This is a genomic window from Sphingomonas sp. GW821-FHT09B04, from assembly GCF_059418285.1.
In genome coordinates this window covers 44,746-58,488 of the sequence record NZ_JBWKPO010000004.1, presented here as the reverse complement: position 1 = coordinate 58,488, position 13,743 = coordinate 44,746, and the positions used below count along the sequence as shown (strand labels likewise).

Annotated in this window: 16 protein-coding genes; 6 read left to right on the top strand and 10 right to left on the bottom strand. The window is 65.5% G+C overall.

Annotated elements, in window-relative coordinates:
• Positions 1-255: 255 nt before the first annotated feature.
• The 4 genes from AC07NK_RS13160 to AC07NK_RS13145 form a co-directional block, all read right to left on the bottom strand.
• Positions 256-1,323, bottom strand: coding sequence for an alpha/beta hydrolase family protein (locus AC07NK_RS13160; RefSeq protein ID WP_495171053.1), 1,068 nt, complete (start codon positions 1,321-1,323; stop codon positions 256-258).
• A gap of 96 nt (positions 1,324-1,419) precedes the next feature.
• On the bottom strand, positions 1,420-1,848 hold the full coding sequence (locus tag AC07NK_RS13155; RefSeq protein ID WP_495171052.1) for an SRPBCC family protein: 429 nt from the start codon (positions 1,846-1,848) through the stop codon (positions 1,420-1,422).
• The gene (locus tag AC07NK_RS13150) at positions 1,845-2,159 is read right to left on the bottom strand and encodes an ArsR/SmtB family transcription factor (protein WP_495171051.1); all 315 of its coding nucleotides are present in this window, start codon (positions 2,157-2,159) and stop codon (positions 1,845-1,847) included. Before AC07NK_RS13150 ends, AC07NK_RS13155 begins: the two co-directional genes overlap by 4 nt.
• 59 nt (positions 2,160-2,218) lie before the next feature.
• On the bottom strand, positions 2,219-2,626 hold the full coding sequence (locus tag AC07NK_RS13145; protein WP_495171050.1) for a winged helix-turn-helix transcriptional regulator: 408 nt from the start codon (positions 2,624-2,626) through the stop codon (positions 2,219-2,221).
• A gap of 55 nt (positions 2,627-2,681) precedes the next feature.
• On the opposite strand from AC07NK_RS13145, the gene AC07NK_RS13140 reads away from it, so the two are divergent.
• Positions 2,682-3,287 (top strand): NAD(P)-dependent oxidoreductase, encoded by a 606-nt coding sequence (locus AC07NK_RS13140; RefSeq protein ID WP_495171049.1) that lies wholly within the window; start codon positions 2,682-2,684, stop codon positions 3,285-3,287.
• Positions 3,288-3,314: 27 nt separating this feature from the next.
• Here the strand turns inward: AC07NK_RS13140 and mltG are convergent, their stop codons facing one another.
• From mltG to fabG, 4 genes are all read right to left on the bottom strand, one after another.
• Entirely contained in the window at positions 3,315-4,283 is a 969-nt protein-coding gene (gene mltG / locus AC07NK_RS13135) for an endolytic transglycosylase MltG (RefSeq protein WP_495171561.1), read from the bottom strand.
• A 25-nt stretch (positions 4,284-4,308) separates the two neighbouring features.
• Complete coding sequence (gene fabF, locus AC07NK_RS13130) at positions 4,309-5,568, bottom strand: beta-ketoacyl-ACP synthase II (protein ID WP_495171048.1); 1,260 nt, start codon at positions 5,566-5,568, stop codon at positions 4,309-4,311.
• A gap of 168 nt (positions 5,569-5,736) precedes the next feature.
• On the bottom strand, positions 5,737-5,973 hold the full coding sequence (locus tag AC07NK_RS13125) for an acyl carrier protein (RefSeq protein ID WP_145845190.1): 237 nt from the start codon (positions 5,971-5,973) through the stop codon (positions 5,737-5,739).
• A gap of 261 nt (positions 5,974-6,234) precedes the next feature.
• On the bottom strand, positions 6,235-6,972 hold the full coding sequence (gene fabG / locus AC07NK_RS13120) for a 3-oxoacyl-[acyl-carrier-protein] reductase (protein ID WP_495171047.1): 738 nt from the start codon (positions 6,970-6,972) through the stop codon (positions 6,235-6,237).
• Between the two features lie 168 nt (positions 6,973-7,140).
• Here fabG and AC07NK_RS13115 point away from each other — a divergent pair, with 168 nt between their 5' ends.
• Positions 7,141-7,590 carry a hypothetical protein gene (locus AC07NK_RS13115; RefSeq protein ID WP_495171046.1) on the top strand — a complete coding sequence of 150 codons (450 nt, stop codon included), beginning with the start codon at positions 7,141-7,143 and terminating at the stop codon, positions 7,588-7,590.
• A gap of 25 nt (positions 7,591-7,615) precedes the next feature.
• Here AC07NK_RS13115 and fabD read toward each other — a convergent pair whose 3' ends face one another.
• Positions 7,616-8,551, bottom strand: coding sequence for an ACP S-malonyltransferase (gene fabD, locus AC07NK_RS13110; protein WP_495171045.1), 936 nt, complete (start codon positions 8,549-8,551; stop codon positions 7,616-7,618).
• A gap of 389 nt (positions 8,552-8,940) precedes the next feature.
• Here fabD and rpsF point away from each other — a divergent pair, with 389 nt between their 5' ends.
• The 4 genes from rpsF to AC07NK_RS13090 all read left to right on the top strand — a co-directional run bounded on the left by rpsF (position 8,941) and on the right by AC07NK_RS13090 (position 11,869).
• The gene (gene rpsF, locus AC07NK_RS13105; RefSeq protein ID WP_495171044.1) at positions 8,941-9,339 is read left to right on the top strand and encodes a 30S ribosomal protein S6; all 399 of its coding nucleotides are present in this window, start codon (positions 8,941-8,943) and stop codon (positions 9,337-9,339) included.
• A 12-nt stretch (positions 9,340-9,351) separates the two neighbouring features.
• Positions 9,352-9,576, top strand: coding sequence for a 30S ribosomal protein S18 (gene rpsR / locus AC07NK_RS13100; protein ID WP_495162731.1), 225 nt, complete (start codon positions 9,352-9,354; stop codon positions 9,574-9,576).
• 12 nt (positions 9,577-9,588) lie between these two features.
• On the top strand, positions 9,589-10,188 hold the full coding sequence (gene rplI, locus AC07NK_RS13095; protein ID WP_495171043.1) for a 50S ribosomal protein L9: 600 nt from the start codon (positions 9,589-9,591) through the stop codon (positions 10,186-10,188).
• A 130-nt stretch (positions 10,189-10,318) separates the two neighbouring features.
• On the top strand, positions 10,319-11,869 hold the full coding sequence (locus AC07NK_RS13090) for a phospholipase D family protein (RefSeq protein ID WP_495171042.1): 1,551 nt from the start codon (positions 10,319-10,321) through the stop codon (positions 11,867-11,869).
• A 7-nt stretch (positions 11,870-11,876) separates the two neighbouring features.
• Here the strand turns inward: AC07NK_RS13090 and mutL are convergent, their stop codons facing one another.
• A complete protein-coding gene (gene mutL / locus AC07NK_RS13085) occupies positions 11,877-13,661 on the bottom strand; it encodes a DNA mismatch repair endonuclease MutL (protein ID WP_495171041.1) in 1,785 nt (594 codons plus the stop codon).
• Positions 13,662-13,743: the final 82 nt, after the last annotated feature.

The window sequence follows — 13,743 nt, the reverse complement described above, 5'->3', positions numbered from 1 at the left end:
TGAATGTGTTGCGCATGCAGGCCCCCCGGTCGTCACAGCGTCAATGACAACGGAATGAAGACCGTCCGTATCACGCGCGACCAACTGCTTTACTTTTCCGGTAACCTCCCCGGCACTAGCCGGGCATGCGAGGAGGATAAATGACGCCGCACCAACCCATCCGATGTTTCTGATCATATCGCCCCACCGTTATTGAATGAAAGAAGGAACGATCAGTAAATGACTTATTGCGTGGCACAATAAGAGATTCAGACCCTAGTTTGCGGTCAACCCATGCGCCGCAAGCCAGCTCGACAGCACGGCGATATACTCCGCCGAATCCGCCTGCTCGGTTCCGTCATGCTTGGGGTCCAGCGTGATGCTCTGGTCTGCGGCCATATGCATCGAATGGTCGGCACCCGCGACGACATGCACCTTCATCTTCGGCATCCGCGGGGCCATCTCCTTCAGCCGATCTGTTGACGTCGCCACCGGCACCACCGCATCATAGGCACCGAACAGCACCAGCATCGGCACCTTCACCCCGGTCAGGTTCCGCAACGGATCATTCTCGATCTCCTTGCGCCACCCCGAAACCGCACGGTCGCGGATCGTCTCACCCATATAGGTGTATTTGAACCACGGCCGGGTCTTGGCGACGTCGATCAGCGCCTGTGCGGCCTCACGCGTCCCGGTGCCACGCATATAGCCGTCAACCGCCTTGCGCGTCGCCACCATCTCGTCGACCTCCGCCTGTGAATGACCGTTCGCCCGCAAATGGTTGGTCGAGGAGAAGAGCATCTGGACGTCGGCGGTGACCACTGGCGCCGACACGGCGATGACAAACGCAATGTCGGGGCTGCGCGACGCGGCGAGCGGCGAGATCCACCCGCCCTGGCTCAGCCCCCAGCTGCCGATGCGCCGCGGATCGATGCGCGGGTCGGCCTTGAGGCTCCGGACCGCGGCGATCGCGTCATCCGCCAGCACAATATAATCGCCGCCTGCCGTCTTCGTCCCCGAGCGCCCCGAACCGCGCCGGTCATAGGTGAACACCGCAATCCCCATTGCCGGCAGCATCACCTTGAGATGCTCGTAGAGCGACGCATCGCCCAGGGGCGAGGATGCACTGTGCGTTACCACCACCGCCGCCACCGGCTTGCGGCTGCGCGGCAGATAGAGGGTACCGCCAAGCTCGACCCCGCCGCTGGTAAAGCGACGTGCCTCGGTGATGGTCTCGACGGTCGCCGGAGCGCTCCACGGCGGGCTGGCAGGCTTCTGCTGTGCCATTGCCGGCTGGACCAGGCCGAGGGTCAGCGCGAGCGCGCAAAGGGCAGTAGAGCGCATCGATGGTCTTTCCTCACAAGGGAAAGGCTGGGTCGCTTAGGCGAGCAGCATCGTCAACCGGCCCTCGACGAACGACTTCAGGTCGAAACCCCTATCTTATGCAACGCGCGCCGCAGACTCCTCTGGCGTGCTCGTTTCGGCAAGCACGTCTTGAATACGCGGCAGAATAGCAGGCCAGCCGCTGCCCATGCCCTTGAACGCCTGCGCACCCATCGGCGTCGCCAGATCGAACCCGGCATGTTCGAAGACCAGCCGTGTGCGTTCGCCCACCGCTTCGATGGTCCAGGTCAGCGTCATCACTTCCGCGAAGGAATAGCGGATCATCCGCCCCGGCTCGACCGCGAGCACCTCGCAGGCCTGCTCACCCCATGGTCCCATGTCGAGCGTGAAGCGGTGTCCCTGTTCGGCGCGAACGTCGCCCTTCGCCCACCAGCGCGCGAACAGGTCGGGCCGCGTCAGCGCCTCCCACACCCGCGCCACCGGATGCTCGATCATTTCGACATAGGTAATCGCCGCCTGCGTCATTTCTGGCTCTCCTCATCAAGCACGGCCTTCAGGGCATCGATGCGGGCACGCCAGTAGCGGTCGAACGGCTTGAGCCATTCCTCCACCTCCTGCAGCCGTTCGGCTTCAAGGCGGTAGTGCCGCTCGCGCCCCTGCGCGGTCTCGGCCACCAGACCGTGCTTACGCAGCACCTGAAGGTGTTCCGACACCGCCGGCCGATTGAGCTCGAACTGTGCCGCGATCTCGCCGGCCGCGCGCGGCCCGTCGATCAGCAACTCCAGCACCTTTCGCCGGACGGGATTGGCAAGCGCCGCAAAGACATCCTGAGTCATGCGGCCATTGTGTCGGAATTTTCCGACACGTCAAGATGCGTCGGAAGATTCCGACATATTCAGCGCGGCACCTCGTCGTAGCTGCCCTGCGCCACCGCAACCTCCGGCATGTGCGTCTCGGCCCAGTCGATCATCGATTGCAGCGACCCGATCAGCCCTTGTCCCAGCGGCGTGATCGCATAGGTCACGGTGACCGGTACCGTCGCCACCACGGTGCGGCTGACCAGCCCGTCGCGCTCGAGCGAGCGCAGCGTCTGGCTCAGCATCTTCTGCGACACGCCCTCGATCCGCCGCTTGAGCGCATTGAAGCGCATCGCTTCCTGCCCGAGCAGCAGCAGGATCAGCACGCTCCATTTGTCCGCGATCCGGTCAAGCAGCTTCCGCGTCGGACAATCGGCCGCATAGACATCGCCGCGTGCACCGGTTTCCCCGGGGTAACTATCGCTCTTCAAAGTGCCTTCTTGCATGATTGGTACCCATAGCCAACTTGGTATCTATGGGAAACCATATAGGACATCGAACATGAAGATTGCAGTGCTGGGCGCGAGCGGGCGCGCGGGATCGGAAATCACGAAAGAACTCGCCGCGCGCGGGCATCAGGTGCTCGCCATCGCCCGAAAGCCCGAGGCGATCCCGCAGCTTCCCGGCGTCATCGCCAAGGCCGGAGACGCCGCTTCCCCCGCCCTCGCCGATCTGATCCGCCCCGCCGACGCTGTCATCAGCGCGCTGCACTTCGATGTCTCCGCCGAAACCTTGCTGTCCACGCTCAAGCAGGCCGGAGTGCCGCGGCTGCTCGTCACCGGCGGCGCCGCCAGCCTCGAGGCTGCACCCGGCGTGCGCGTGATCGACACGCCCGACTTCCCGGCAGAATGGAAGGACATCGCGCTCGGCGGCATCGCCTTCCTCGACGCCTTGCGCGGCGAGAGCGAGATCGACTGGACCTATTTCTCGCCCGCCGCCCTGCTGTTCGAAGGCCCGCGCCTCGGCACCTATCGCACCGGCACCGATCAGCTCCTCACCGACGCGGATGGCGAGAGCAAGATCAGCTTCGCCGACTATGCCATCGCGATGGTCGACGAGTTGGAACAGCATCGCCACAGCCGGGCGCGCTTCACCGCCGCCTATTGACCGGATGAGGGCGTGCTGCGGCGCGCCCTACATCTCCCCGCGCGCGCGGCGCAGCGCATACCATTTCTGGACGTTGGCGTTGTGCTGCTCGAGCGTGTCGGCGAAGATATGCCCGCCGGTGCCGTCCGCGACGAAGTAAAGCGCGTTGGTCTCCGCCGGATCGAGCACCGCGTCGATGCTCGCACGCCCCGGATTGGCGATCGGCCCGATCGGCAGCCCGGCGCTGGCATAGGTATTGTAGCCGTTCTTGTCCTGCAGCTCGGAGCGCAGGATGCGGCGGCCCAGCGGCTTGCCCTTGGTGACCGGGTAGATCACCGTCGGATCGGCCTGCAGCGGCATGCCGCGCTTCAGGCGGTTGGAATAGACCCCCGCCACCATCCGCCGCTCCTCGGCCTTGCCCGTCTCCTTCTCGACGATCGAGGCGAGGATCAGTGCCTCGCGCGGGGTCGCCACAGCGATCCCCGGCTTGCGCTTCGCCCAGGCCGCGTCGAGATACTTCGTCATCGCTGCCTGCATCCGGTCAAGCACCGCCTGCCGGCTGTCGCCGCGGTTATAGGAGTAGCTGTCGGGCAGGACGCTACCCTCTTCGGGCACGATGGTCTTGCCACCCATCTGCGGAGCAGCCGCGAGCCGCTCATGGACGAGGATCGATGGCATCCCCTCAGGGATCATCACGAAGCGCTGGAGCGTGCGGCCGCCCTGCAGCATCTTGAGGACGTCGGCCTGGCTGATCCCTGCCGGCACGCGATACTCGCCGGCCTGAACCGGCGCATCGTCGCCGAAGATGCGCGCCATCCACAGAAAGGTGTCGGCGCTGTCGATCGCGCCGGCCTTTTCCATCGCCTCGGCCGCCGACCGCATCGTCGCGCCCGCCGGTACTTCGACCGTCACATTGGCCTTGGCCGGCCCCGCGCCACCCCACTGGTTCGCCGCCCAGAAGGCCGCGGCGCCGAGGACCAGAACGGCGATGACGCCCAAACACCCAAGCTTGCGCAACATCGCCGTACGTCTCCCGTGGCGGTCAGACCGCCTTCATCACCAGCGATGCGTTGGTGCCGCCAAAGCCGAACGAGTTGTTCAGCACCGCCTTTACCTTGCGCTCCTTGGCGACGTGCGGAACCAGATCCACGCCCGCGCAATTCTCGCTCGGATTGTCGAGGTTGAGCGTCGGCGGCACGATCCCGTCGCGCATCGCGAGGATGCAGAAGATGCTCTCTACCGCGCCCGCGCCGCCCAGCAGGTGGCCGATCGCCGACTTAGTCGAGCTCATCGACAGGTCGCCGATCGCGTTGCCGAACAGCTTGCGCACCGCGCCCAGCTCAAGCTCGTCGCCCAATGGGGTCGAGGTGCCATGCGCGTTGATATAATCGATGTCGGACAGGTCGAGGCCCGACTTCTTCATCGCCATCTGCATCGAACGGAACGCGCCCGAACCCTCGGGATGCGGCGCCGTCACGTGATAGGCATCGCCCGACAGGCCATAACCGATCACTTCGGCATAAATCTTCGCGCCACGCGCCTTCGCGCGCTCATATTCCTCGAGCACCACCACGCCCGCGCCTTCGCCCATGACAAAGCCGTCGCGGCCCTGATCCCATGGACGGCTGGCGCGCCACGGCTCGTCGCGGAACCCCGTCGACAGCGCACGCGCCTGCCCGAATCCGGCGATGCCGATCGGGCACACGGTGCTTTCCGCGCCGCCCGCGAGCATCACGTCAGCATCGTCCATCGCGATCATCCGCGCGGCGTCGCCGATCGAGTGCGCGCCGGTCGAGCAGGCGGTGACAACTGCGTGGTTCGGACCCATCAGACCGTATTTGATCGAGACCTGACCCGAGATCAGATTGATCAGGCGCCCGTGCACGAAGTGCGGCGAGACGCGCTTGGGGCCCTTCTCGGCCAGCACCAGCGATTCGCTCTCGATGCCCGGCAGCCCGCCGATACCCGAACCGATCGAGCAGCCGGCGCGATAGCGCTCCTCCTCGGTCATGTCGGTCAGGCCGGCATCCTCGATCGCCTGTCCTGCAGCATCGATGCCATAGATGATGAACGGATCGACCTGACGCTGGATCTTGTGATCGACGCGCTTGGCGGGATCGAAGCCATATTCATGGTCGGCAGGCTTCACTTCGCAGGCATAGTTGCTCTGGAAGTCGGTCGCGTCGAACCGGGTGATCGTCCCCGCGCCGGATTTCGACGCGATGATGTTCTTCCAGGCGGTCTCGACGTCCGCACCCAACGGGGTCACGAGGCCAAGGCCAGTCACGACGACGCGGCGCATAGTATCTCTCCGTTCAGAGCATCGTACCGGAAGCCGGAGCCGGTCTTCGGCGGTCAACGATGCGGCAGCTAAATGGTCTCAAAAAACGAAACGGCTCCCCACCCCTTTCCGGGACCGGGAGCCGTTCGTCAATTCCTGCCCGTGCGGGCGGCCATGCGGTAGGTCCGCTTAGCCCTGATTCTCGTCGATATAGGTGATCGCATCCTTGACGGTCGCGATCTTCTCGGCGGCATCATCGGGGATCTCGACGCCGAATTCCTCTTCGAACGCCATGACCAGCTCGACGATGTCGAGGCTGTCCGCGCCCAGGTCGTCGATGAAGCTTGCGTCCTCGGTCACCTTTTCGGCTTCGACGCCGAGGTGCTCGACGACGATCTTCTTCACGCGATCGGCGGTCTCGCTCATACCCTGTTCCTTCTTAAATTGGGTCGTTGGATTGATAATTCCTGAACGCACGTAGAACGCCGCCCGGCCCCGCGCAAGGGGTCGCATCGACTCCGCGACGCATCAACCTTCCACCTTTTTCGTCGTCAGCTCGGCCTTGTGCAGGGAGCAACGCCACCACCGGCGGCGGCGCTCGAACCCCATATCGTTTCGCTCCCGCCCGATGGATCCCGGCACAGGGCCGGGATGACGAACGGGGCAAAAGAAACCGGCCGGAAGCTCTCAGACCATCGCCATCCCGCCGTTGACATGCAACGTCTGGCCGGTGACGTAACCCGCTTCCTTCGATGCCAGATACACCACCGCCGCGCCGATATCTTCACCGGTACCCAGGTCGCCCGCGGGGATCTTCGTCAACAACGCGGTCTTCTGCGCGTCGGGCAGCACATCGGTCATCGCCGAGCGCATGAAGCCCGGCGCGACGCAGTTCACGGTGATGTTGCGGCTGGCCAGTTCCTGCGCCAGCGCCTTGGACATGCCGACGAGGCCAGCCTTGGACGCAGCATAATTGGCCTGCCCCGGATTACCGGTCTGACCGACGACCGAGGTGATCGAGATCATCCGTCCGAACCGCGCCTTCATCATCGGCTTGGCAGCCGCGCGCATCAGGCGGAACGCGGCCTCAAGGTTGACGCGGATCACCTGATCCCATTCCTCGTCCTTCATCCGCATCGCAAGGTTGTCGCGGGTGACGCCGGCATTGTTGACGAGGATATCGAGCTTGCCCAGCGCCTCGACCGCACGCGGGACCAGACCGTCCACTTCGGCGCCGTCCGACAGATTGCACACCAGCGCGACATGGTCTCCGCCCAGCTCGGCGCGGAACGCCTCCAGCTTCTCGGCATTCGATCCCGAAATCGCCAGCCGGGCGCCCTGCGCCGCCAGCCCCTTGGCGATCGCGGTCCCCAGCCCGCCCGAAGCGCCGGTCACCAGCGCGGTCATGCCTGTAAGGTCGAACATTGAGGTAATCCTAGCTGTTAATTCCTGTGGAACGCGCGCCTCGTAAACAGGCTCGCTGGCAATCTAGTCAAGCTTGGCGCGCAAAAAGCCCGGTTATGATTTGAACGGCCACAACCCAGGGTGCCGTCGGCATCCACGGCACGACACTCCATCCAGAGGGGCAACAGTATGACCAAGGACGCCAATCCCGCACTATCCGCATCCGCGGGCACCACCACCTATCAGGCGATCACGCTCGACATCGCCTTGGGCAACGCCCAGATGGGCGGGCGCATCGCGATCATGCTGAGGGGCAGAGACGGCGCACGCATCGCGTGGAGCACTGGACAGGAATTCGGCACGTCTTCCGGGATCCGGCTAGCCGCCAACCAGGGGGCCGTGCCGCTCTCCACCCTGAGCATCGGCAGTGAGACGCTCACATTTACGATCGCGCCCAACGACACGGGCGCGGGCTCCCGTTTCACCGTGCAGATCTTCCTCGCGGCCACCCCCGACATCCGCCAGTTCACGCTTGCGCTGGCGGCCGATGCCGGCAGTTCGGTGAGTGCCGCCCTGTCGATGTGGGAGCCCAAACCACTAAGCGGCAGCCCGACCATCTTCGACTGGCGCGAATACTGATCGGGAACCCTGCCCGGCGCTAATCCTAGAGGCTCTTCTCCAGCGCCTCTATGTCGTCCATCGTCACCACGCTGGTGACGGTGGCGTCGGGCGCGATGCGCTTGACCATCGCACCCAGCACCTTGCCGCCCAGCTCGACATAATCGTGCACTCCGGCGTCGAACATCGCCGCCACCGATTCGCGCCACCGCACCATCCCGGTGACTTGCTCGACCAGCAGCGTGCGGATCGTGTCGGGATCGTGCACCGGCGACGCGGTGACATTGGCATAGACCGGCACCAGCGGCGCGCGGATCGCGACTTCGGCCAGCGCCTTTTCCATCGCGTCGGCCGCGGGCTGCATCATCGGGCAGTGGAACGGCGCCGAGACGGGCAGCAGCACCGCGCGCTTGGCGCCATGATCCTTGGCGATGCCCACCGCACGGTCGATCGCACCCTTGGCGCCGGAAATCACCACCTGCGACGGATCGTTGTCATTGGCGACGGTGCACACCTCGCCCTCGGCCGCCGCGTCGGCGATCGCCTGCGCCTTGATCAGGTCGGCGCCGAGCAGGGCCGCCATCGCGCCCTCGCCCACCGGCACCGCCGCCTGCATCGCCTGTCCGCGCAGCTTGAGCAGCCTGGCGGTGACGCCCAGATCGAGCGCACCCGCTGCGCACAGCGCGGTATACTCGCCCAGCGAATGCCCCGCGACGAAGTCCGCCTTGTCGGCGAGCGAGATACCGCCTTCCTTCTCCAGCACGCGCAGCACTGCAATGGCGTGGGCCATGATCGCCGGCTGGGCGTTCTCGGTCAGCAGCAGGTCGCCTTCGGGACCTTCGGTCATCAGCTTGAACAGGTTCTGGCCGAGCGCCTCGTCGACTTCCTGGAACACTTCGCGCGCGGTTGCGCTCGCCTGCGCCAGCGCAAGGCCCATGCCGACCGACTGGCTCCCCTGCCCCGGAAAGATGAACGCACGCATGTCTTGGCTCCCGAATATGAAGACGCCGCCCTATGCCCGCGCGGTAAATCCCGCAAGCCGGACGGGTTGACAGCCGGTTGACACCGGGCCGGGGTGTCAACCGCTTGCCGGGTGGTCAAGCCAAGCCAAATTTCCGCTTTAAATGTTGGAATTCATATGCTTGAGTCACCGTCCTCGCAGCGCGGCAAGCGCGCGGACATAACGAAAAAACACCTCGTTTGTGTCAAGCGGACTGTCAACTTCGAGCCGGACTTGCCTTTTGCCGTGCCCCCGCGTAGAGGCGCGGCGTTGAGCGGCGGCTTCGGCTGACCGCTTTTCGTATTTGGAACGACAGTCGGAGGGGCGTCGCACGGGGCGGCGTCAGCGATCGGCCAACAGTGAGAAGACGCATGGCTCTGTACGAGCATGTGTTCCTTGCGCGCCAGGACCTGGCACAGGCGCAAGTGGACGCACTGGCGGAAACCGCCACCAAGATCGTCGAGGACAATTCGGGCAAGGTCGTCAAGACCGAGACCTGGGGTCTTCGTTCGCTCGCCTACAAGATCGCGAAGAACCGCAAGGCGCATTACGTGATGCTCGAAATCGACGCCCCCGCGGGTGTTGTCGCCGAGCTCGAGCGCCAGACGCAGATCAACGAAGACGTGATCCGCTACATGACCGTCCGCGTGGACGCGCATGAGCAGGGTCCGACCGTGATGATGCGCAAGGGCCAGGAGCGCGAGCGCGGCCGTGGTCGCCGTGATCGTGAAGAAGGTGGCAACACCGGCTTCAGCAACTCGGGCGAGTAAGGAGAAAGTATTATGGCACGTCCCTTTTTCCGCCGCCGCAAGAGCTGCCCCTTCTCCGCGAAGGAAGCACCCCGGATTGACTATAAGGACGTACGTCTGCTGCAGGGCTTCGTGTCCGAGCGTGGCAAGATCGTCCCGTCGCGCATCACTTCGGTGAGCGCGAAGAAGCAGCGCGAGCTCGCAATTGCGATCAAGCGCGCGCGTCATCTGGGCCTGCTGCCCTTCATCGTTAAGTAAAGGAGCGGACCCATGCAAGTCATTCTGCTCGAGCGGGTCGAGAAGCTCGGCCATATCGGCGACGTGGTCAACGTGAAGGACGGGTTTGCCCGCAACTTCCTGCTGCCCAACAAGAAGGCGCTCCGCGCCAACGAAGCCAACCGCAAGGTCTTCGAAGCCAACCGTGAACGCATCGTGGCCGACAACGCCGCGAAGCGCAGCGAGGCCGAGAAGGAATCGAAGAGCCTCGAGGGCGTTTCGGTCACCCTGATCCGTCAGGCGTCGAACACTGGCCAGCTGTACGGCTCGGTCGCGGTGCGCGACATTGTCGAGACGCTGAACGCCGATGGCCACAAGGTCACCAAGGCGCAGGTCGTCCTCGACAAGCCGATCAAGTCGATCGGTATGTCCGAAGTGCGCGTCGCGCTCCACGCCGAAGTCGCCGTGACCGTCAAGGTCAACGTCGCCCGCTCGCCCGAAGAGGCCGAGATGCAGGCGCAGGGCGTCAACGTCATGGAAGCGATGTTCGAAAAGGACGAGACCGGCTTCGTCGAAGCCCGCGACCCGAACCTCGAGCCGGGCGAATTCGCCGCGGACGAGGCTCCGGCCGCAGAGGAGCAGGCCGAGGGCTAATCCCCTCGCCGTTCCGGCACGTCAAAGAAAGGGCCGCTCGGGAAACCGGGCGGCCTTTTCCATTGTGGTGCGGCTTGCAAAGTTGGATTTCGCCTGCTCACCTCGTGACCATCTGAGGTGAAGCCGGATCATGATCAAGATTCTCGTCCTGGCCGGTCTGGCGTTCGTCGCCGCTTCGATGCTCGCGACCTGGCTCTACGGCCGCTTTGCAGCCGGTGTGCAGGGCGAACCCTCTTATGCCCTGCCGGTCGAGGTAGACCGCACCGCGCTCGATCGCCGCATCGGCAAAGCGACGGCCGCGCATCCCGGCGAAAGCGGCCTGTTGCTGCTCGACGAGAATCTCGATGCGTTTGCGGCCCGCGGCATCTCGGCGCGACTGGCCGAACGCTCGCTCGACCTCCTCTATTACATTTGGAACGACGACCTCACCGGCCGCCTCCTGATGGCCGAGATTCTGGCGGCGGCGGAGCGCGGGGTTCGCGTCAGGCTGCTGGTCGACGATATCGGCACCGGACACAGCTCCGAAGCGATGTCCGCGATGGCGCATCATCCGCAGATCGAAATCCGCATCTTCAACCCGACGCGCGCGCGCCCGGGCAGCTTGCGCCGCGGGGTCGAGATGGCACTGCGCACGTTCAGCGTGACGCGGCGGATGCACAACAAGGCATGGATCGCCGACGGGCGCATCGCCATCCTCGGCGGTCGCAATATCGGCGACGCCTATTTCGATGCCGCGGAAAGCACCAATTTCCGCGACATGGATGTGCTGGTGACAGGCCCCGCCGTCGGCCAGACCGAAACGATCTTCGACACCTATTGGAACAGCGGTCTGGCGCTGCCGGCTGACAAGCTCTCCCCGCTGCACGATTCCGATGCCGCGCTGGCAAGGGTCGCGCCACAGCTCGCCGCCACCACCGCCCGCCCCGAGGCCCGCGCCTATCTCGATCGCATCGTCCACCGGCTCGCAATGTTCGACCCCGAGGCGACGCAGCCAGACTGGACGCCAACCGCGCGCGTCCTTGCCGACCCGCCCGAAAAGGCGCTGGGCAAGAAAGGCGAGAACTGGCTGATGCGCGAGCTGTCGCCGGTGTTCGGCGCGACGCAGCAGCGGATTGAGATCACCTCCCCCTATTTTATCCCGGGCGATGAGGGCACCGCGGCGCTGGCCGCGCTCGCCGCGCGGGGCGTAACGGTCTCGATCCTCACCAATTCACTCGCTGCGACCGATGTCGCCGCAGTTCATGGCGGCTACGCCCCCTATCGCCTTCCGCTGCTGAAGGCCGGGGTGAGGCTATGGGAACTTCGTCCCGAAGCGACGGGACGCGCCTTCTCCCTGCGAGGATCGAGCAGCGCCAGTCTGCACACCAAGGCATTCACTGCCGACGGGAAGACCGGCTTCATCGGGTCGATGAACCTCGATCCCCGCTCGGTCTCGCTCAACACCGAAATGGGCGTGCTGTTCGATTGCCCGAAGATCGCCGCGAAGATGGAGGCGGTCTGGCAGCACGATACCGCGCCCGACCACAGCTTCGCGGTCAGCCTGACGCCGGACAGCGCGTTGCAATGGCACGCCCGCGATGGCGGAAGGGCGGTCACCTACGACCGCGACCCCGAAGCGTCCTTCTGGCGCCGCCTGACCGCAAGGGTCGTCGGCTGGCTCCCGCTGGAATCGCAGCTTTAGGGACGGGTCATTTCCGTCCGAACAGCTTCTCGATGTCGCCATGGGCCAGCTTTACCCAGGTCGGGCGGCCATGGTTGCACTGGCCCGAATGCGGGGTGATCTCCATCTCGCGGAGCAGCGCGTTCATCTCCGCGACCGAGAGCACCCGCCCTGCCCGCACCGATCCGTGGCACGCCATCGTCGCCGCGACATGGTCGAGCCGCTCTTTCAGCGAAAGCGCCTCGTCGAACGCAGCCAGCTCATCGGCGATGTCGGTCACCAGCGCCGTCACATCGCCTCCGCCCAGCATCGCCGGCGTGGCGCGCACCAGCATCGCACGCGGGCCGAAGCGTTCGAGCTCCAGCCCGAATTCGGCCAACTCGGCGGCGCGCGTCTCCAGCCGGTCGCAGGCAGGTTCGTCCAGCTCGATCACCTCCGGCAACAGCAACGCCTGCGCCGCCACGCCACCATCGCTCATCGCGCGGCGCATCCGCTCGAGCACCAGCCGCTCATGCGCCGCATGCTGGTCGACCAGCACCAGCCCGTCCTCGGCCTCGGCGACGATATAGGTCCGCGCGACCTGTCCCCGCGCTACGCCGAGCGGAAAGCTGGTAACGCCCGGCACCGGCTCGGCGGCGGGTTCGGCGCGCGCCTGGGGCGGCGCGATGAAGCTCGGGCGACGGTCGAACACCGCATTGTGGCGGGCCAGAGTCTCGGTCCCGCTATGGCCGATACCCCATAGATTCGCTTGCGGCTCCGGCACGGGCGCGGCCGGCTGCTCGGCCTGCCACAGCCCCATCACCGCGGCATCGGCGCGCTGCACGCTGCGATGCCCAGCCTCATCCAGAGCACGCCTCAGGCCGCTGACGATCAGCCCGCGCGCCAGCTGCGGATCGCGGAAGCGCACCTCGGTCTTCGCCGGATGGACGTTCACATCGACCTGATCGGCGGGCACGTCGAGGAACAGCGCCACCACCGGATGCCGGTCGCGCGCCAGCATCTCGGCATAGGCGCCGCGCACCGCGCCATTGAGCAGCCGGTCTTTCACCGGGCGCCCGTTGACGAACAGATACTGATGGTCGGCAATCCCGCGGTTGAACGTCGGCAGGCTGGCCACCCCGCCCAGCACATGGCTTTCACGCTCGAAATCGACGCCGACGCTGTTGGCGGCAAGATCGCGATCGGTCAGCGCGGCGACGCGCTCGGGCCGGGTCATCCCCTCCTGCACACTCAACACGCGGCGTCCGTCATGCTCGACCGAGAAGCCGAGGTCAGGCCGCGCCATCGCCAGCCGCTTCACCACATCAAGGCACGCGGCATATTCGGCGCGGGTCGAGCGCAGGAACTTGCGCCGTGCGGGCACTTTCTCGAACAGCCCGTCCACCCGCACGCGCGTGCCGGGCGGAAGCGCCGCGGGGCCTTCGGCCGTCAGCGCGCCATTGTCGACCGTTCGCGCCCAACCTTCGGCACCGCGCACGCGGCTTTCGATCGTCAGCCGCGCGACGCTCGCGATCGAGGGCAACGCCTCGCCGCGAAAACCCAACGTCGTGACGGCCTCGATCGCGTCGTCAGGCAGTTTGGAGGTTGCATGCCGCTCCAATGCCAGCGCCATTTCGGCGCGGTCCATGCCGCAGCCGTCGTCGGTCACTTCGATCAGGTCGATGCCGCCCCCTGCGAGGCGAACCGCGATCCGGGAGGCCCCGGAATCGATGGCATTTTCCACAAGTTCCTTAAGCGCGCTGGCGGGGCGTTCCACCACTTCGCCGGCGGCAATTCGGTTGACAAGATGCTCTGGGAGACGGCGTATTGACATGAACGCCGGTGTAGCCCAAGCGGCGCCATTCCGCGACCCGCATCCGTTAGATTTGAGTCCGCCTGATCGGGGCTGGAGTCGA